The organism is Rhizobium sp. BK418 (genome assembly GCF_004341105.1).
Taxonomy (GTDB): Bacteria; Pseudomonadota; Alphaproteobacteria; order Rhizobiales; family Rhizobiaceae; genus Rhizobium.
Map to the genome: position 1 here is coordinate 988,862 of NZ_SLZK01000001.1, position 17,178 is coordinate 1,006,039.

The following is a 17,178-nucleotide window of genomic DNA, read 5'->3' on the forward strand; positions in this document are numbered from 1 at the left end:
AGCAGCCTACTCTCGGTCGACCTGCTTCTCCTGCGACATGAGCCGGCTGAGGGTGGCCGCCGGGATCGCATCGGCGGCATAAGTGAAGGTGCCCGATGACTTCACTTCCTCGGCCGCCCGCAGCAGCGCGCCAAGTGCGGCGCGCGCAAAGGATCCGCCCACACTTACCCGGCGCACACCTGCCGCCGAGAGTTCGGCAACGCTGTAGCGCGGCCCCTTCAGCCCCATCACCACATTGACGGGTTTGTCGACAGCCGCGCAGACCGTTCGGATGGCGTCGATGTCAGGCAGGCCGGGCGCATAGAGAACATCCGCGCCGGCTGCCGAGAAAGCCTGCAGCCGCTGGATCGTGTCGTCGAGATCGGGCCGCTCCCAGAGAAAATTCTCCGCCCTCGCCGTTAGCAGGAAAGGCAGTTTCCGCGACGCCTCCGCGGCGGCCTGCACACGCTCGACGGCCTGCGCGAGATCATAAATAGGCCTTGCCGGATCGCCCGTGGCGTCTTCGATCGATCCGCCGACCAGCCCGATGGCGGAGGCGAGCCGGATCGTCTCGGCGCAGATCTCGGGTGCCGCGCCAAATCCGTCTTCGAGATCGGCCGATACCGGAAGATCGCTTGCCCCGACGATCTCGGCAGCGTTGTCGAGGATCTCGCTGCGCGTCAGGCTCGCGAAGGAATCCCGCTTGCCCTTCGAAAAGGCGTAACCGGCGCTGGTTGTCGCCAAGGCCTCAAAACCAAGGTTCGCCAGAATTCGCGCCGAGCCAGCATCCCACGGGTTCGGAATGACGAATGCCTCGCTCCGTTGATGCAATGCCTTCAGTCGCTCGAACTTCACCTGCTGTTCTGCCACGACTCTCCTCCTCTGCAAATGACAGTGAGAGACAGCCTAGCAGCTAAGAACAGAATATGAACAAACAAATGCTGCTTTAGCGGATTTCACCGCTGGCCGTCGCCATGCGTCAGTTGCGCAGCCTGTATCCCGTCTTGAAAATCCATCCGAGCGTCGTGAGGCATATCACCAGAAACAGCGAGATCATGCCAAGGCTGATCAGCGGGTTGACGTCGGCAATGCCGAAGAAGCTCCAGCGGAAGCCGCTGACGAGGTAGAGCACCGGGTTGAAATGGCTGACTGCCTGCCAGAAGGGCGGCAGCATGTTGATTGAGTAAAAGCTGCCGCCGAGGAAGGTCAGCGGCGGCACGACGAGCATTGGGATGAGGTTGAGCTGCTCGAAATTCGTCGCCCAGATGCCGATCATGAAGCCGAACAGGCTGAAGCTGATCGCCGTCAGCAGGAAGAACAGCACCATCATGAAGGGATGCTCGATCCGCACATCGACAAAAAGATTGGCAGTCAAGAGAATGATGACGCCGATGATAAGTCCCTTGGTGGCCGCCGCCCCCACATAGCCGATCAGGATTTCCACCATGGCGACGGGAGCCGACAGGATCTCATAGATCGTGCCGGTAAATTTCGGGAAATAGATGCCGAACGAGCCGTTGCCGATGCACTGGCCGAGCAGCGTCAGCATGATGAGGCCTGGCGTAATGAAGGCGCCGTAGGAGACGCCCTCCACCTCCTGGATGCGCGAGCCGACGGCGGCCCCGAAGACGATGAAATAGAGCGAAGTGGAAATAACGGGTGAAACGACGCTCTGCAGGAGCGTGCGCCGCGTGCGCGCCATCTCGAAGAAATAGATCGACTTGATCGCCTCGAAGTTCATTTTGCCGCTCCCACCAGCGATACGAAGATGTCTTCGAGCGAGCTCTGGCGCGTCGAAAGATCCCGGAAATTGATGTTGTTCTGGCCAAGCCGCGTCAGCAGCGAGGCGACGCTTTCGTGCTCGTTGCGCGTATCGAACTCATAGACGAGCCTGTTACCTTCCGCCTCGATCGACAGGCCGTTGCCGGCAAAACAGTCGGGGAGTTTATCCAGGGGATCGTTGAGCTCGAGGATCAGCTGCTTGCGGCCGAGCTTGGCCATCAGCGCCACCTTGTCCTCGACGAGCAAGAGCTCGCCGCCATTGATGACGCCGACGCGATCGGCGATCTCTTCCGCCTCTTCGATATAGTGCGTCGTCAGAATGATGGTGACGCCCGAGGCCCGCAGCTGCTCGACGACATGCCACATGTCCTTGCGCAGCGTCACGTCAACGCCCGCCGTCGGCTCGTCGAGGAAGAGGATTGTCGGCTCGTGCGACAGCGCCTTGGCGATCAGCACGCGCCGCTTCATGCCGCCCGAAAGCTGGCGCAGCGTATTGTCCTTCTTGTCCCAGAGCGACAGGGCGCGCAGCACCTTCTCGATATGGGCGGGGTTTGGCCCCTTGCCGTGCAGGCCGCGCGAAAAGCTGACCGTGTTCCACACCGTCTCGAACTGATCGGTCGTCAGCTCCTGCGGCACGAGGCCGATCATCGCGCGCGTGGCGCGAAAATCCCTGACCACATCGTGGCCGTCGACCGTGACGGTGCCGCCGCTCGGATTGGCGATGCCGCAGATGATCGAGATCAGCGTCGTCTTGCCTGCCCCGTTCGGCCCGAGCAGCGCCAGGATTTCGCCGCGCTCGATTTCGAGGTTGACGCCCTTCAGCGCCTGAAAGCCATTCGAATAGGTTTTCGTGAGGTTTTTAACGGAAATGATTGGTGCCATGGGGCTCTTCGCGGATATCAGATCGAATTTCGCCCGCTATATAGCCCCTTTGTGAACCTTTGACATCCCAAGGGGGCTGAACACAGAATTCACACCATCGCGCTTTCCGCCGATCATAGCCGGTATCGGATGCCTATCCACACGGCAAATCGGCTGATGAAAAGAAAATCATCTCTCCCTTGCCGATGTCATCAATCGGTGATGTTCGTCCCTCATAAACACACCCGAGGACAGCACCGGCATCCGCCCGCCGCCCACCCCTTTGCGGAGCCGCCCTCATGGCGATCTCGTTGCGCCTTCTCCGCTGGCCTCGGCGTTGTAGTGAAATTTATTGTCAGTCACGAAATGCCTGGAACCGGCCAGTATCCCCTGTTCAGCCGCGTTCGTCTAAGCCGGCCCTGTGCCGGCTTTCTTTTTCTGGTGTCGGCTGCTTCGTCCGAAAAAACGCAGCCTAAGGCACCGCCGCATGCTCCTCCCGAGCCGCCTCCCAGACTTCCCTCGCCGCATCGAGGTTCATCAACGCAATGGCAAGCCCGACGATGAGGTCGGGCCAGATCGAATGCCAGAGATAGGCCGTTACCAGACCAGCGGCGATGATAGCGACATTGGCGGCCGCATCGTTGCGGGCCGATAAAAATGCAGCCCGCGTCAGCGAGCCGCCGACATGGCGGTGGACTGCAAGAATATAGGCGCAGAAGAGATTGACCGCGAGTGCACCAAGCCCCGCAAGCGACAGCGGCAAGGGCAGCGGCGGCACCGGATGGACGATCTTGCCCCATGCCGTCAGCAGAAAGGCGAGCGCCGGTACCAGCAGGATGCCTGCCATGCCCATGCCGACCCGCGCCCGGCTTTTCACCGACCATGCCATGGCAAAGAAGATCAGCAGATTGACCGACGCATCTTCGAGGAAATCGACGCTGTCGGCGAGCAGCGAGACGGAGCCGATCGCCAGCGCTACGGCAAATTCCACACCGAAATAACCGAGGTTCAGAAGCGCGACCGTCAAGACGGTGCGCCGAAGAGCCTGCTCCATGTTGCCGACCTCTTACCCGAATCCCGCTGGCTTAGTGTTTTGAATACCCGTCCCAACTCCTCCCCACAAGGGGTCGGGACTCATCCTGGCATCGCCTCGATCATCCTGAAACGTCGAGGATTTAGAAAGCAGGTGCGGCAGGTTAAGCCCTTCCCGTTGTGGGGCGGGCCTTAACTCAGCACCCTATAGTTCCCTGAACATCACAAGCGCATCGACAAATCCGAGCGTCGGATGCCGAAACGCTCCCGGAAGCCGGCCGACCACCTGAAAATCGAGCGATTGCCAGAGCCGCACCGCTCGCTCGTTGGAACTGACGACGAAATTGAACTGCATGGCCCGGAAGCCCCGCTGGCGGGCATGGGCAAGCGAGTGCTGATGCATGATGCGCGCGACACCCTGCCCCGCTGCTGCCGGCGCGGTCATATAGCCGCAATTGCAGACATGATCGCCGCCACCCGCCTGATTGGCCCTGATATAATAGGTGCCGATGATGCTGCCGCCGTCATCGGCGACAAAGGTTTCCTTGTCTGCGCCGAGCCAATAGTCGAGCGCATCGGCCTCGCTCATGTCGCGATCGAGCGTATAGGTTTCGCCTGCCCGGATGACAGGCTCCAGGATCATCCAGATGGCGCTGCGGTCTTCCGCTCTGGCAGGTCGGATCAGCATGGCCGCATGTTTGCATGAGCCGATGGCGCTCCGCAACTGCAATGGCACCCGCAAGCGTCAGGACGAAATAAGACGGCGTGGAAGGAGTTGTTCAGTCGTTGAGGCTATCGAGGATATCGTGGAGAAGCCGCTCGGCATAGCGGATCGTTTCGAACTGCTCTTCCGGCGACAGCTTATGGGTAACGCATTCAGACCGGATGGCGGTCCTCAGCTTTGCCAGCAGCGCCGCCTGTTCATAGGGAGTGAAGGCGCTGTCGCGAACGGTGATCTTCGCGATCGTCTCCAGAATGGCGATCCTTCCTTCTACCTGCCTTGCCGAGCCGACATAAGATGGCCGTGGCGTCCGCAGGTTTCGGCGCGGAAATGTGACGATATTGCCCATTCACCCCTCACAGGGCCGGTGTCTTGAAATCGGAACCTGACAGCATGGTGTGCAGCTTGTATTCGCTGTCGGCGCCCTGCCGGTAAAGGTCGATGGTTACACGAGCGAGTTCACGCGCTTCCTTGCAGTCGCGCGACAGACCCCGCTCTGCACAAAGCCTGTTGAAGGCCTTCTGCACGATCGCAAGCTCCACGGCACCAATCCAGCGGTCAGGCGCATCCGTTCTGATATTCGGCTGCATTGTTTCCTCCCGATCGCTCCTTGAAGATGCTGCCAAACGCGCGAAGGACCAGAGAGTTCCATGCAAAATGCAGAACGCAAAAATTTTTTCCCTATCTGTCATATACCCAAGCTCAGGGCCTGCAAGCGCGCCTCCCGTCGTCGGCGAGAGAAAAAACATACGCGTTTGAAACTTTTTTGCTCCACCGTTGTTCGGCAACATCCTGCAGGCGGCGCTCGTCCCGCGCCGTCGCCCGCCAGGACGGCAGGGAACCCGCCCCGTCCCTTCCCATATGGGGTTCCCTGCCTCGCAAACCCTTGCTGAGGCGTCCTTTCAACCGCGAAACAGCGACAGGACGCCAAAAGATCTGCCCTCACCCGATCCTTTCCTTGCGCGCTGGAACCTGCGAGCGCGCCCAATGTTCGGTCGTGATCGGGAAAGGAAAGGCATGGCCATGACAGAGGAAAAATCCGCTTCTGCCGACAGCGGTGATACCGAAGACAGGGTCTTTTCCGCACAGGATGCGCGCGGCGGTGAAATCATCCTGCGGACGAGAACGCGGCGCGTAATCTTCATCGCCGGCCTTGCCGGCTGTGTCCTGCTGGGGTTGGTGCTCTATGTCTTTACGTGAAGCTCGCGCAGGCGCATCCGGTAAAGAGCGGTTCATTCCCGGCCTCGGCATTGCAACGCTGTTTCTCGCCGCCCTCAGCCTCGGCCCATCCTACGCCCATGTTCTGGAAGCTGGCCCGCGGCTTGCAGTCTGGTCGCCAGAGCTCTGGCGGGAAGCGACTGTCTTCAACGGCCAGTTCGAATATTTCGCCCTCATCGGCGCACCGGTCGATGTTGCGGCAATTCTCTGCAGCGTCCTGCTTGCCTTCCTGCTTTATGACGAGCGACCGGCCTTCGCGCTCGCTCTCTGCGGGACAGCCCTTTTTGCCGCAGCGCTTACGGCATGGTTCGTGCTCGTTGCCCCCATGAACGCCATCCTGTCCCTCTGGACGGCCGGGCCGTTGCCCCCGGATTTCGAGGCGGTGCGGCACCGCTGGGAAACGGGTCACATGGTGGTGGCGGCGCTGAAGGGATTCGGCTTCCTGTTCCTCACGGCGGCGTTGCTCATGCCCCAGCGGCATGACGCATGACGGCGATCAGGCATCGCTCAACCAGCGGACGCCGGCGGCATCCGCCGCATCGATGAAGGCTTCCCGCGCCTCGTCGGGCCGAAGCTGGCCTTCCGTGACGGCAGCAAAAGAAGCGAGCGCACGCTCGAAGGCAAGACCGTGGGTAACGGGCCATTTTTCGGCGAGAAGCGCTGCCGCGTGGCCCGTTCCACGCACGGTGATGAGGCTCTCCTGGCCTGGGAGCCGGATTTGCAGGGGTGTTGTCCAATCTGGCATGATGAATAGCGCCGCCGCCCGGTATCGATCGTTTCGCCAAACGCGAAGATCAGCACAAAGTTCCCGCAGAATGTCCCAACCAGGATCACCATTTGGTGACAGGCCGGAGCCGCAGGATCGCCCACCGAAATCGATCGCAACCGGGAACTATATGCTGTTCTCCGCGTCTGTTTCACGAAGAGGAAAATCGTGGACAAGACCTTCTACGCAACGGGCCATAATATATTGCTCGGAAGGATGGACGACGAGGCGAGACGGCATCTGGCCCCACACCTGGAGCCGTTTGCCCTGCCCCGCGGCCTCGCGTTGTCCACATCAGGCGATCTGGTGAAACATTGTTACTTCATCGAAGACGGCATCGCCTCGATCATCGCGAAGTCGGCGGACAAACTATCGAGCGAGGTTGGCGTCGTCGGGCGAGAAGGCATCGTGCCGCTGATGCCGATCCTCGACGGCACGCAGGCGTCCTTCGACGCTTTCATGCAGGTGGAAGGGCACGGTTCTCGCATCGCCGTGGAGCCGCTGCAGGAAGCCATGAGGGCCGCACCGTCGCTGCGCAGGCTCTTGAACCGCTATGTCCAGACATTCATCGTCCAGACGGCTTTCACCGCGCTTGCCAACGCAAATCATTCCATCGAGCCACGGCTGGCGCGCTGGATTCTGATGTGCCACGACCGCATAGACGGCGACCGTATCGACCTGACGCACGAGTTCCTGGCTCTCATGCCGTCCGTCAGGCGCGCCAGCATCACCACCGCGCTGCATGGGCTCGAAGGCAGGCTGCTCATCTGGTCGGAGCGTAGCATGGTCACTGTTCGCGACCGGACGGGCCTTGAAGAATTTGCCGGCGACTCCTACGGTCGCGCCGAGCAGGAATATCGCCGTCTGATCGGCGAACTCAGGCAGCCGGATACCGTTTAGCGTTCGTTCGGACCAGCGCGATCCACCTACTGATAATAGCCTATGTCATGCGCAATGCGCTGGCGTGCGCGGTTCACCCGGCTCTTGATGGTGCCGATCGGGCAATGGAAATGCACTGCGGCCTCCTCATAGGAGCGTCCATCCACGAAAATGTAAGCGAAGGCGGCGCGATAAGGTTCCGGCAGGCGTCCACAAGCAGCTTCCAGCTCATGGCCGCGCAGATGCCATTCCTGATCGGCAGGCACGCTGCCCTCTAATGAGACGCATTCCTCCGCGCCAAGCGGCTCGCGCTGTCTGAGGCGGAAGCGGGTGCAGAAGGCATTGCGCATGATCGTGAACAGCCAGGATTTCATCCTTGTACCCTGCTTGAACTGCTCGATATTGCCGAGCGCCCTGACGAGCGTTTCCTGCACGAGATCGTCTGCATCTGCGGGCGAGCGATAAAAGGTGCGGGCAAAGGCCCTGAGCGCCGGAATGAGATTGACCACTTCCTCTTGAAGAATGCCGTCGGAATGCTTCATCTCCCAGCTCCCCGACCCTGATATGGAGGGCCTCGATTTGAGACCCCCGGATATCGAGGGCCTTCGATCTTCAGGGAAAGTGGGCAACCTTCTGTTCGTTCCATAAACAGAGGCCTTGGTACGATATCGCACAATCGGCAGGTATGCGGGATCTGAATGACCGGTCTTAGCCGGCGTCCTCGGGCGGCCCAAAGAGCGCCCTGGCGATCTCGGCCAGGGCGGCGGGACTCTCGCTCAGCCGGTACCCGCCGTATGACGTGGCAACATCAGCATCGGCGTGCGATATAGCGAAAACAAAGGGAATCCTCGCATCCTGCAGCCGCTCGACGAGCGAAAACACCGTTTCGGCTTCGATGCGGATATCCATAATGGCGCCATCGATCCTGGCAATTTCCAATAGCGCCAGCCCGATTTCAACCGATGACGCAGGCCCGACGATAATGACCCCGGCCCGCTCCAGAGCAAGCCGCACTGCGTCGGCGATTAGATTGCCGCCTTCCACGATGAGCAGATGCTTTTCCGCCAGGAGCCCGAGGTCGCCGATCTCCATCCATCCCCGCAATCACCTGATCCCGGGACCAGGTTGCGTGTCCTAACTGCTCACCGCACCAATTGTTTCCGGCGCTAGATCTCTGGATATCCGGCCGGCCGCGGCGGACGGATAAAAGCGGTCTCTTTCGCCATGACGACGATGGCAAGCCTGGTTGAACTGCCGGCACGCACATTACGTTCAGCTGGCCGCCAGCCGAAACAGCGGGCTCAGGTTTTTGGCAATGGTGAACTTGCCGGTGCCTGGAAAGCCGACGAGCGGAGGAAGATGCCGGTCATGTCGAGACGCTCTGAGAATATCAATTGATCTACGCCGGCAATCAATGATCGAGGTAACTGATAGCTTCCCTTGATACGGCCTACTTGCAGACAGTCTTCCCGCCTCGGCGCGACATCAGATCGAAGTGGAAATGGTTCCAGTGCTCCGGATTGTAGCCCGGGCCGAGCACGGTCGTGAAATAGGCGCAACTGTCGCTGCGCACCGCCTTCAGCAGCCGGCCTTCACGGAAGGAGAACAGCCCCTTCTTGCGCACGTCGATCTCATGTCCGTCCTTCAGCACGAACTTGCCGACATCGATCGCATTGCCCTTCGCATGTTCGGAAATCGGATTGTATCTCTGCAGGCTGTTGTTCATGCGCCGGCAGGAGTAGCCGCCGAGCGGCTCGATGGTCTGGATGCCGGTCCAGTAGCGGAAGCGGGCCGAGGGGGCGAGCTCGTTCTTCACCCATTTGGCGAAGGCGAGCGTCACCTGACAGTTCAGCGTCACTGCCGGCTTGACGCCGATATTGCCGGAAAGGCCTTTCAGCGACACAGGATAAGGCACCTGGCAGGCCGGACCGTTGGAGATCGGCGGCCGGTCCTCGAAGATCACGCCCATGCGCTTCAGCTCACGCCGGCAGGCAAGCTCGGAGGCCGGCATGACGCTGGGGTCGACGGGGGCCGCCGGCTCGCTCATCATGGGATTGTTCGGCCTGAGCATGGCGACCTGTTCCGGCTCATCCTCTTCAGGCACACGCGCCGGCGCCACGACCGGGCTGCCATCACTCCAGGTCTGGGCGCGATTGCCGGCTGCCCGCATAGGCGCGCGGCTCATCTGGCTGGCTGCGACCGGCTGCGGCATGGATCGCTGGTTGAGCTGCCTCGGACTATCCGTGCCGATGCCATCGACGACGGGCTCGGTGGCATTGCCCTCGGCGATCTGCTGCTGCTCGTCCTGCGCCAGCCCGACGACCGGCTCATTGCCCGCCCCGGCGCCGAGCTCCTCATCCATATTGACGCCGCCTTGCGGAATCGCGAGTGGCTTCACGCCGCCCCAATTGCCATTCGAGGCCACCTGCCGGCCCGGCTGCTGACCTTGCTGCGCGAGCGCCTCGTCGCTGTCGATCATCGGCAGGCGCCGCTGCCCCTGTTGCTGCGTGCTCATAGGCGCCGATTGCCGCGTTCCCGTTCCGGCAAGATTCGGCGTGTTGAGATAGTCGATCTGCCCTTGCGTATTGCCGACCGGCGCGCTGGTGACGGGATAGGGCTGCTGGCTCTGGACCGGCGCCATGCGCGCGGCCCCGCCGCGTGCCGGTGAAATCGAGCTGACGCGCGTGCTGCTATCGACATTTTCAGGCGGCACCAGTCCGTCGCTGATCGAACAGGTCGTCAATGCCGCAGAAAGCAGGAGCGGCAGGGCGGTACGCTGGAGAAGGGAGACAAACGCCATACTTATCGCTTCCGCGTTCCATTCTTATTCAGGGCGGCCTGTGATCTGAAAACCTCGATTCAAATTTAATTAAAAACGGTGAATGAAAGCTTTACGCGTGAGGCGTCGCTGTTTCCGGCGGTAAACAGCCACCGCCTGATTACCCGCAACCAGACGCCTGCCGGAAGCCTCATCTAAATTCGGTGGAAAAACAAAAGGGCCGCGCTGCCGCGGCCCTTTTTTCGTCAGATCATCAACGGCGGTCATGCAGCCCGACCGTATCGCACATCCTGCCCCGCCTGCCCACGCAGCCGGAATTTCGACAGAAGCGCCCGCAACTGCTGGCTCTCCTCCGCCAGCGTCTGGCTGGCAGCGGTCGTCTCTTCCACCATTGCCGCATTCTGCTGGGTCATCTGGTCCATATGGTTGACCGAAGTGTTGATCTCCTGCAGCCCGGTCGCCTGTTCGCGGGCGGCCGTTGCAATGGAATCGACATGAGCATTGACCCGGTTGACCAGCGCCTCGATCTCGACCAGCGCGTCACCGGTGGAGCGCACCAGTGCCACGCCGCCCTCGACTTCGGCAGCCGAGCTCGAAATCAGCGCCTTGATTTCCTTGGCGGCATTGGCCGAACGCTGTGCCAGTTCACGCACCTCCTGCGCCACGACCGCAAAGCCGCGGCCCGCTTCGCCGGCACGTGCCGCTTCGACGCCGGCATTCAGCGCCAGCAGGTTAGTCTGGAAGGCGATCTCATCGATCACGCCGATGATCTGGTTGATGCGGCTGGAGGAGTCTTCGATGCGGCTCATCGCCGAGACGGCGTTGCGGACGATCTCGCCGGATTTGCCGGCGCTCGTTTTCGTCTCCGCCACCATGCTGCGTGCCTCGTTTGCGCGTTCGGAAGCAGTGCGGACCGTGGCGGTGATCTCATCGAGCGCGGCGGCCGTTTCTTCCAGTGCGGCGGCCTGCTGTTCGGTGCGCTTGGAGAGATTGCCCGTCGCCTCGCTGATATCTCGGGCGCTGTCGTTGACGATATGGCTCGATTCCGCGATCGCGCGGATGACGCCGTTGAGTGCATCGACGGCGTCATTGAAGTCGGAGCGGAGTTTCGCATAATCCTGGCCGAGATCGTCGATCACAACGGTCAGATCGCCGGCAGCCAACCGCTCGAGGCCGGCCCCAAGCGCCCGCATCGCTGCGCTCTGGCGTTCGGAAGACGAACGCAGGCTCGCCTCGTTGCCGCGCCGCTCGCTCTCGATCTCCCGCTGGCGTTCATCTTCGCGGACGCGCAGCTCGGCGCGCTCGGCGACGGAATCACGCAGCACGATCAGTGATTTCGCCATCTGGCCGATCTCGTCGCGCCGGTCGGCATCTGTGATTTCGATGGAAGCATTCTCGTCGGCTATCGCATTCATCGCCGCCTTCAGGCGGGCGACGGGCGCGGTGACGCTATGCACGATCGCATAGGCGATGGAAAGCGTAGCGGCGGCGCCGAGCAGACAGAGAACCACGGCCCAGATCGCATTCTGGCGATAAAGCGCGGCAAGGTCGTCCGCATAAACGCCGGTGCCGACGATCCAGCCCCAGGGCTGGAAGCCCGCCACATGCGAATATTTCAACACAGGCTGATCGGCGCCCGGCTTCGGCCAGTAATAGTCAACGAAGCCCTGCCCGCTCGCCTTCACCGTGTTGACGAATTCCACGAAGAGGAACTTGCCGTTCGGATCCTTGTTTTGCGAAAGATCCGTGCCGTTCAGCTCCGGCTTGACCGGGTGCATCACCATGTTGGGATGCATGTCGTTGATCCAGAAATAGCCGGTGCCGTTGCCATAACGCATGGAAGCGATCACTTCCTTGGCCGCCGTCTGTGCCTGTTCGCGGGTCATCGTGCCCGCCTGCTCCAGCTTGTAATATTTGTCGAAGATGGCAAGCGCCGTCGCATCCATCTGCGCCAGACCGGCTTTGCGCTCGGCTTCCAGCTCGGAATAGGAATAGTTGAGAAAGAAGGTCATCGTCGCGGCAAGCACCGCAAGTGCAAAGGCGACGAGGCCGTAGAGGCGAGTTGAAATCCTGATGTTGCGCATGGGGTTCCGGCGGCTCTCATATGTGACAATCATCAAATACTCATATGAGCCGCTTACCGGACGGTAAAACTTGATTAGAATATCATTAAATAACGTTACGTGAGGCAATTGAACGAGGATCGTCAGAAAGATCAAATAACTGAATCTGAACGGAATTTCACTTGATGAAAATTTTAGGCAATAGGCGCCCTTCTGGCCGCAATGCCACTGCGAATCCGATTTTTACGGGCCTTCGCACCGCTTGGCCTTTGCATTACGGTGATTCCAGATGAATCACCGGCGAGATAAGGAGCCCTTGATGACCGATGCCGCCAAGCCGACAGGCGAACTCACCTTGCGTACGCTTGCCATGCCGGGAGACGCCAATCCGGCCGGCGATATTTTCGGCGGCTGGGTCATGGCGCAGATGGACTTGGCATCGGGCATCCGCGCCGCCGAGCGCGCAAGGGGCCGCGTGGTGACGGCGGCAGTCAAGGAAATGGCTTTCGAACTGCCGGTCAAGATCGGCGATACGCTTTCCATCTATACCCATGTGGAGCGCGTCGGCCGCACCTCGATCACGCTCAGGGTCGAAGCCTGGGCGCATCGCTCTCGCTATAACCAGCAGGAAAAGGTCACCGCCGGCACCTTCATCATGGTGGCGCTGGACGAGGAAGGCAAACCCAAGGTCGTCCCGAAGGAGTGACGTCATGCAGGCGGCGACACCGGAGGTCTATGTCTATATCCGCACCGTCATGTCGATGGTGATCGGCCTCTCGCTCGCCCGGCTGCTCACAGGCCTCGGCGGCATCGTACAGTCTCCCGGCAAGTTCAGGGTCTATTGGGTGCATCTCGGCTGGGTCGCCTCGATGTTCCTCTTCATCATCCATTTCTGGTGGTGGGAATATCGCCTGCAGTCGCTCGCCGTCATCTCCTTCGGCGTGTATCTTTTTCTGATCAGCTTCTGCTGTCTGTTCTTTTTCCTCTGCGTCCTGCTCTTCCCGACAACACTGGAGGAATACGGCGGCTACGAGGAATATTACATCTCGCGGCGCGGCTGGTTCTTCGGCATGCTGGCCGTGACCTATGTCGTGGATTTTCTCGATACGCTGTTGAAGGGCAAGGCGTATCTGGCCGCACTCGGGTGGGAATATCCGCTGCGCAATGCGGTGTATATAGTGCTGTGCATTGTTGCAGCCCGGACGGCGAACCGGCGGTTTCATGCGGTGTTCGTGAGCGCGGGACTGCTCTATCAAATCACCTGGATTTTCCGGCTTTATGATTTGATTTGAAGGCACTTGAACGGTTTTTCCGTCGCAAGGCCCTCCCCAACCCCTCCCCACAAGGGGAGGGACTAACCTCGGGGCAGCGCCTCTCTCCCATGGAAACGTTGAAACTTGGAAAGCGGGCGCGGCAGATTAAGCCCCTCCCCCTTGTGGGGAGGGGTTTGGGGCGGGGTCTTCATTGGAACATTGAAAGAACAGACGCACCCATCGACCAGCCTCGCGCAAGTACAGGCAAGCATTGTCCGTCCCATCAGGATGATCCCGATCAGGAGACTATCAATGCGCGTCGATGGAAGCACCGCGAATTACTCTATCTTTTCGACCCAGAAGAAGAGCACGACAACCGGCTCGGCCTTTTCCGACAGCCTCGACGATTTCGACCAGCCTATCGATGCCGATAGCTCGGCCTACGAAGAAGGCGGCTCCTACGATTTTACCCATATGACACCGGCCGAAATGCGCGATCTGACCGGCGATCTCTATGATTCCGGCGATCTCGATCTCGCTCAGGTGCTGCAGCTGCAACTGTCCGGCGTGCCGCTCGGCAAGGTCGGGCCGAACGGCAGCCTGATCCCTTTCTCGGACGCTGAAAAATCCGCCTATGACAATAGCTCGCAGGATTTCCTCGGCATTGCCAGCAACGCGATGGACGACATCGAGTCACAGGGCCGCGCTGGCGATCCGACATCGGGTTATCAGAGCTGGCAGGGCATTCTCTCTGTGCTGAACAGCCTGCAGGTGAATGGCGCGGTTGAGGATGAGGCTGTTTGATCGGTGTTGGAAAACATTCTGTTCCTGTCGCGTAGCTTGAGATAAGGCAGCGTCCTCTCCTCCGTCATTCCTGTGCCTGTCACAGGAATGACGGAGGTTGGGGATGCCGTGTCACATCCCAAAACCGCTCGCGCATCTCATCAACCCCGCAAAAACTGCGACCCCCTATCGAAACTCAGTCCCGGGAAAATCTTCCCCGTCAGATCCTCGGCAGACACATCGAATTGCCGGTAAAGCATCGCCGCCGCCAGTTCCCGCACATCCGCCGTCGGCATCAGGTCGCGGTCATCGAGCAGCGCGCCATCGCCAAGCCCCGGCCATTTGCCGAGAACGCGCCCGCCATTGACGGCACCACCCGCCAGCACAGCGCAGCCGCCGGTGCCGTGGTCCGTGCCGGCAGAACCGTTCTCCCGCACCGTGCGGCCAAACTCCGTCATGGCCAGCACCACCGTCTTCGACCAGAGATCGGCGCCCATCGTGGCCTTCAGCGTCGTGATCGCCTGCGCCAGATCCTGCACTGGCCGCTTGAATTGGCCACGTTGGCCGACATGCGTATCCCAGCCTGTGATCGAGAAGCTGGCGATGCGATAGTCGCCCTTCAGCATGCTGCCGGCAAGGGCGGCGACATCGGTGATCTTCTCGCCGCGCTGGCCGGAAGGTTCGGCCATCATCGACGCGCTGTTGGCGCGGGTCGCGTCTTCCATCGCCTTCGCAAAGGGTGGATCGCCGGCATAGAGCCGCATGAGAAACTGCATCTCGTCCTTGGCCGGTCCCAGATTGGAATCGGAGGCCCAGACATCGACATTGTTCGGCCCGGTCAGGATCAGCTCGGTGGATGTATTGACGTCGATCGCCTTCCTCGCATCCGGACGCGGAATAACGGCGAGCGCCCGGTTCAGCCAGCCCGTCTTTTCCTCGGCCACATGCTCGCCGCCGGATTCGAGCATGTCCTGTCCATCGAAATGGCTGCGCTGGTCGCGATAGGGCGTGGAGACGGCATGAACGAAAGCAAGCTCCCTCGCCTTCCAGAGCGGCATCAGATCGGCCGCGGCCGGATTGAGCCCGAAATACCCGTCGAGATCGATGAGCCCCTTGTCCGGCGTCAGCGACAGCGTCGGCCGCAAGGCGGCAAAACGGGCATCTCCGTAAGGCTGCACCAGATCGAGCCCGTCCATCGCCCCGCGCAGTACGATCGTCACGAAGCGGTTGTCCCCGGGCATGGCCGCGAAGGTAACCGGCGTAAAAATGGGGGCTGCGGCAAGGCAGCAGGCCGATGTCAGAAAACCGCGGCGGGAAAGCGTAAACTCTGTCATGGCGGGCTCCTAGGCAATTCCAGCAGATGCTTGAGCGTTTTGCGTGCGAAATTGCGTGAAAACAGATTCTATCGACGATTGAATTCGGGAGACGCCAAAACCAGCGTCAGCCCGCTGATCTTGTTCGGCGCCTGTGAGACGACGCGGATCGTCTCGTCGCGGGCGGCATCCGCCAGCGTCGCCTTCAGGAATTCGCGCGGATCAACATCCCTACCGAACTGGGCGCTGGCGCGCCTGGCCCAGGCAAGCCGCTCCGAGAGTTGGCTGGCGGTAATCCAGGCCGAAAAACTCTCCTCGAAACCGGCCGGGCTCGGCGGCAGCCATGTCGGCTGGCCCATGCGGCGAAGAGCGCCCTGCCCGAGCGCGCGCGCCATCTGGAACGCCTTGCGCCGCTTGATGCGCGCCTCGTCGTCCGGGCTCGGCGGCGCCTTCATCGCCTGCATATCGGCGTCGGGGGCCGCATTCTTGTTTGGTGCCATGTCTTTGTCAGGTGACATGGCTTGCGCCGTCGCATCGTCGCCGGTGGCGCCATTCTCCTGATAAGCCTGCATGAAGGCGGCGACATCGCCCGTACCCGAACCGCTGTTCAGCGCCCGCAAGCCGGTGACGATATAATCGAAAGGCTGGCGCGCCTTGGCGCCTTCGTCGGCCCAGGCGGCTGGGTGATCGAGCATGGCGCGGTAGACGGCGGAGAGTTCGCCATCGGTCTTCTTCCACGTCTCGCTCATGACCTGGATCATCTCCTGCGGCGGCTGGTCCGAGATGAAATGCACCGCAAGCTTGCGGCTGATATGCTCAGCCGTCTTCGGATGGGCGGCAAGATCGTCGAGCATGGCAAGGTAGTCCTTGCGCGTGCGCTTCGCCCCGCCATAGCTGACGCCGAGCACTTGATATTCGCCTGGTTCGGAGATCTGCGGGCGAAAGGCCGTCTCCATTTCCTTCGGGTCGATCGTCAAGCCCGTCAGCACCATCGCCGCAGCGCGCACGTCGGCCTGCGTGTAACCGCTGCCCGCACCCAGCGTGTGCAGTTCCAGAAGCTCGCGGCCGAGATTTTCGTTGAGCCCCTTGTTGCGCCGCATGCCACCCTTCGAATCCGGGCCTAGCGACTGCGCCTGATCGAGATAGATCAGCATGGAAGGATGTTCGGTGGCGCTGCGCAACAGCGTCGCAAACTTGCCGCCCATATAGGGCCGTATCGCCTCGGCCTCGTAAAGCGGCACGATCAGCCGCATCGGCAGGCTCTTTGCCGCACTGGTGGAGAAATGGTTCGTCCAGAAGGTGGCAAGCCGCTCGTTGAAACCATTGGGCGAAAGCACTGCCTGCAGCAGCCGCGCATTGGCATCCATCTGAAAGAGCACCTGGGCGCGCCGCTGCAACAGGCGCCGCTGCTGTCGGCGGGCAAGATCGTCGCCGTCGGCCTGTCTGATCTGCCTGAGCCTGTCCTGCAGATCGAGGATCTGCGTATGCCGCGCCTCGATCCCGCCGACCGGAAAGGCCGGCACGATGTCAGCACCGCGCGTCACCTGCCCGATCAGATCATCCTTGGTCTGCAGCGGCGCCTCGCCCGGCCGCAACCCATAACCGAACCGGATCGCCGCCATCGTCGGAAAAGACAGGCTCATGACCGCTCACCTCTTCATCGTTAGATGGTGATAAGGTCTCAGTGAATTACGACGGCAATCTGTAGGAATTGCGGCAATTTGCCGACATGGACGATTTGTAATCTGT

The 17,178-nt window shown here is 61.0% G+C and carries 20 protein-coding genes; 6 read left to right on the plus strand and 14 right to left on the minus strand.

The window, feature by feature from the left end; genetic code table 11:
• Positions 1–6: 6 nt before the first annotated feature.
• From EV281_RS04915 to EV281_RS04945, 7 genes are all read right to left on the minus strand, one after another.
• Positions 7–849, minus strand: a complete 843-nt coding sequence (locus tag EV281_RS04915) for an isocitrate lyase/phosphoenolpyruvate mutase family protein (RefSeq protein WP_132651783.1) — start codon at positions 847–849, stop codon at positions 7–9.
• A 109-nt stretch (positions 850–958) separates the two neighbouring features.
• Positions 959–1,720 carry an ABC transporter permease gene (locus tag EV281_RS04920; RefSeq protein ID WP_132651784.1) on the minus strand — a complete coding sequence of 254 codons (762 nt, stop codon included), beginning with the start codon at positions 1,718–1,720 and terminating at the stop codon, positions 959–961.
• Complete coding sequence (locus tag EV281_RS04925; protein ID WP_132651785.1) at positions 1,717–2,643, minus strand: ABC transporter ATP-binding protein; 927 nt, start codon at positions 2,641–2,643, stop codon at positions 1,717–1,719. The genes EV281_RS04920 and EV281_RS04925 overlap by 4 nt, the downstream gene beginning before the upstream one ends.
• Before the next feature lie 451 nt (positions 2,644–3,094).
• Complete coding sequence (locus EV281_RS04930; RefSeq protein WP_132651786.1) at positions 3,095–3,676, minus strand: cation transporter; 582 nt, start codon at positions 3,674–3,676, stop codon at positions 3,095–3,097.
• 183 nt (positions 3,677–3,859) lie between these two features.
• A complete protein-coding gene (locus tag EV281_RS04935) occupies positions 3,860–4,342 on the minus strand; it encodes a GNAT family N-acetyltransferase (RefSeq protein ID WP_132651787.1) in 483 nt (160 codons plus the stop codon).
• 91 nt (positions 4,343–4,433) lie between these two features.
• Positions 4,434–4,724: a hypothetical protein gene (locus EV281_RS04940; RefSeq protein WP_132651788.1), complete on the minus strand. Its 291-nt coding sequence runs from the start codon at positions 4,722–4,724 to the stop codon at positions 4,434–4,436.
• A gap of 7 nt (positions 4,725–4,731) precedes the next feature.
• The gene (locus tag EV281_RS04945; RefSeq protein WP_132651789.1) at positions 4,732–4,965 is read right to left on the minus strand and encodes a hypothetical protein; all 234 of its coding nucleotides are present in this window, start codon (positions 4,963–4,965) and stop codon (positions 4,732–4,734) included.
• Positions 4,966–5,398: 433 nt separating this feature from the next.
• On the opposite strand from EV281_RS04945, the gene EV281_RS04950 reads away from it, so the two are divergent.
• Both EV281_RS04950 and EV281_RS04955 read left to right on the plus strand, forming a co-directional pair.
• Positions 5,399–5,575, plus strand: a complete 177-nt coding sequence (locus EV281_RS04950) for a peptide ABC transporter permease (protein WP_132651790.1) — start codon at positions 5,399–5,401, stop codon at positions 5,573–5,575.
• Positions 5,562–6,083 (plus strand): DUF1772 domain-containing protein, encoded by a 522-nt coding sequence (locus EV281_RS04955; RefSeq protein ID WP_132651791.1) that lies wholly within the window; start codon positions 5,562–5,564, stop codon positions 6,081–6,083. Before EV281_RS04950 ends, EV281_RS04955 begins: the two co-directional genes overlap by 14 nt.
• Positions 6,084–6,089: 6 nt before the next feature.
• Here EV281_RS04955 and EV281_RS04960 read toward each other — a convergent pair whose 3' ends face one another.
• Positions 6,090–6,338 (minus strand): DUF982 domain-containing protein, encoded by a 249-nt coding sequence (locus EV281_RS04960; protein WP_132651792.1) that lies wholly within the window; start codon positions 6,336–6,338, stop codon positions 6,090–6,092.
• 189 nt (positions 6,339–6,527) lie between these two features.
• Between EV281_RS04960 and EV281_RS04965 the strand changes: the two genes are divergently transcribed.
• Positions 6,528–7,259, plus strand: a complete 732-nt coding sequence (locus EV281_RS04965; protein ID WP_245508215.1) for a Crp/Fnr family transcriptional regulator — start codon at positions 6,528–6,530, stop codon at positions 7,257–7,259.
• A 26-nt stretch (positions 7,260–7,285) separates the two neighbouring features.
• Here EV281_RS04965 and EV281_RS04970 read toward each other — a convergent pair whose 3' ends face one another.
• The 4 genes from EV281_RS04970 to EV281_RS04985 all read right to left on the minus strand — a co-directional run bounded on the left by EV281_RS04970 (position 7,286) and on the right by EV281_RS04985 (position 12,101).
• The gene (locus tag EV281_RS04970; RefSeq protein ID WP_132651793.1) at positions 7,286–7,780 is read right to left on the minus strand and encodes a sigma-70 family RNA polymerase sigma factor; all 495 of its coding nucleotides are present in this window, start codon (positions 7,778–7,780) and stop codon (positions 7,286–7,288) included.
• 166 nt (positions 7,781–7,946) lie between these two features.
• Positions 7,947–8,330 (minus strand): response regulator, encoded by a 384-nt coding sequence (locus EV281_RS04975; RefSeq protein ID WP_132651794.1) that lies wholly within the window; start codon positions 8,328–8,330, stop codon positions 7,947–7,949.
• A 358-nt stretch (positions 8,331–8,688) separates the two neighbouring features.
• Entirely contained in the window at positions 8,689–10,038 is a 1,350-nt protein-coding gene (locus tag EV281_RS04980; RefSeq protein ID WP_132651795.1) for an extensin family protein, read from the minus strand.
• A 242-nt stretch (positions 10,039–10,280) separates the two neighbouring features.
• Positions 10,281–12,101, minus strand: a complete 1,821-nt coding sequence (locus EV281_RS04985; RefSeq protein ID WP_132652014.1) for a methyl-accepting chemotaxis protein — start codon at positions 12,099–12,101, stop codon at positions 10,281–10,283.
• 298 nt (positions 12,102–12,399) lie between these two features.
• Here EV281_RS04985 and EV281_RS04990 point away from each other — a divergent pair, with 298 nt between their 5' ends.
• The 3 genes from EV281_RS04990 (at position 12,400) to EV281_RS05000 (ending at position 14,137) form a co-directional block, all read left to right on the plus strand.
• Positions 12,400–12,786: an acyl-CoA thioesterase gene (locus tag EV281_RS04990; RefSeq protein ID WP_132651796.1), complete on the plus strand. Its 387-nt coding sequence runs from the start codon at positions 12,400–12,402 to the stop codon at positions 12,784–12,786.
• Between the two features lie 4 nt (positions 12,787–12,790).
• Positions 12,791–13,372 (plus strand): hypothetical protein, encoded by a 582-nt coding sequence (locus tag EV281_RS04995; RefSeq protein ID WP_132651797.1) that lies wholly within the window; start codon positions 12,791–12,793, stop codon positions 13,370–13,372.
• A gap of 273 nt (positions 13,373–13,645) precedes the next feature.
• A complete protein-coding gene (locus tag EV281_RS05000) occupies positions 13,646–14,137 on the plus strand; it encodes a hypothetical protein (RefSeq protein WP_132651798.1) in 492 nt (163 codons plus the stop codon).
• 140 nt (positions 14,138–14,277) lie between these two features.
• Here EV281_RS05000 and EV281_RS05005 read toward each other — a convergent pair whose 3' ends face one another.
• Positions 14,278–15,450, minus strand: a complete 1,173-nt coding sequence (locus EV281_RS05005; protein ID WP_132651799.1) for a DUF1501 domain-containing protein — start codon at positions 15,448–15,450, stop codon at positions 14,278–14,280.
• Between the two features lie 68 nt (positions 15,451–15,518).
• On the minus strand, positions 15,519–17,072 hold the full coding sequence (locus EV281_RS05010) for a DUF1800 domain-containing protein (RefSeq protein ID WP_132651800.1): 1,554 nt from the start codon (positions 17,070–17,072) through the stop codon (positions 15,519–15,521).
• Positions 17,073–17,178 lie beyond the last annotated feature (106 nt).

Bases quoted from the DNA above. Each gene is read 5' to 3' on its own strand.
- EV281_RS04940 (WP_132651788.1), bottom strand. From the start codon at position 4,724: ATGGGCAATATCGTCACATTTCCGCGCCGAAACCTGCGGACGCCACGG.
- EV281_RS04930 (WP_132651786.1), bottom strand. From the start codon at position 3,676: ATGGAGCAGGCTCTTCGGCGCACCGTCTTGACGGTCGCGCTTCTGAAC.
- EV281_RS04970 (WP_132651793.1), bottom strand. From the start codon at position 7,780: ATGAAGCATTCCGACGGCATTCTTCAAGAGGAAGTGGTCAATCTCATT.
- EV281_RS04920 (WP_132651784.1), bottom strand. From the start codon at position 1,720: ATGAACTTCGAGGCGATCAAGTCGATCTATTTCTTCGAGATGGCGCGC.
- EV281_RS05005 (WP_132651799.1), bottom strand. From the start codon at position 15,450: ATGACAGAGTTTACGCTTTCCCGCCGCGGTTTTCTGACATCGGCCTGC.
- EV281_RS04985 (WP_132652014.1), bottom strand. From the start codon at position 12,101: ATGCGCAACATCAGGATTTCAACTCGCCTCTACGGCCTCGTCGCCTTT.
- EV281_RS05010 (WP_132651800.1), bottom strand. From the start codon at position 17,072: ATGAGCCTGTCTTTTCCGACGATGGCGGCGATCCGGTTCGGTTATGGG.
- EV281_RS05000 (WP_132651798.1), top strand. From the start codon at position 13,646: ATGCGCGTCGATGGAAGCACCGCGAATTACTCTATCTTTTCGACCCAG.
- EV281_RS04935 (WP_132651787.1), bottom strand. From the start codon at position 4,342: ATGCTGATCCGACCTGCCAGAGCGGAAGACCGCAGCGCCATCTGGATG.
- EV281_RS04945 (WP_132651789.1), bottom strand. From the start codon at position 4,965: ATGCAGCCGAATATCAGAACGGATGCGCCTGACCGCTGGATTGGTGCC.
- EV281_RS04995 (WP_132651797.1), top strand. From the start codon at position 12,791: ATGCAGGCGGCGACACCGGAGGTCTATGTCTATATCCGCACCGTCATG.
- EV281_RS04980 (WP_132651795.1), bottom strand. From the start codon at position 10,038: ATGGCGTTTGTCTCCCTTCTCCAGCGTACCGCCCTGCCGCTCCTGCTT.
- EV281_RS04990 (WP_132651796.1), top strand. From the start codon at position 12,400: ATGACCGATGCCGCCAAGCCGACAGGCGAACTCACCTTGCGTACGCTT.
- EV281_RS04960 (WP_132651792.1), bottom strand. From the start codon at position 6,338: ATGCCAGATTGGACAACACCCCTGCAAATCCGGCTCCCAGGCCAGGAG.
- EV281_RS04975 (WP_132651794.1), bottom strand. From the start codon at position 8,330: ATGGAGATCGGCGACCTCGGGCTCCTGGCGGAAAAGCATCTGCTCATC.
- EV281_RS04950 (WP_132651790.1), top strand. From the start codon at position 5,399: ATGACAGAGGAAAAATCCGCTTCTGCCGACAGCGGTGATACCGAAGAC.
- EV281_RS04955 (WP_132651791.1), top strand. From the start codon at position 5,562: ATGTCTTTACGTGAAGCTCGCGCAGGCGCATCCGGTAAAGAGCGGTTC.
- EV281_RS04925 (WP_132651785.1), bottom strand. From the start codon at position 2,643: ATGGCACCAATCATTTCCGTTAAAAACCTCACGAAAACCTATTCGAAT.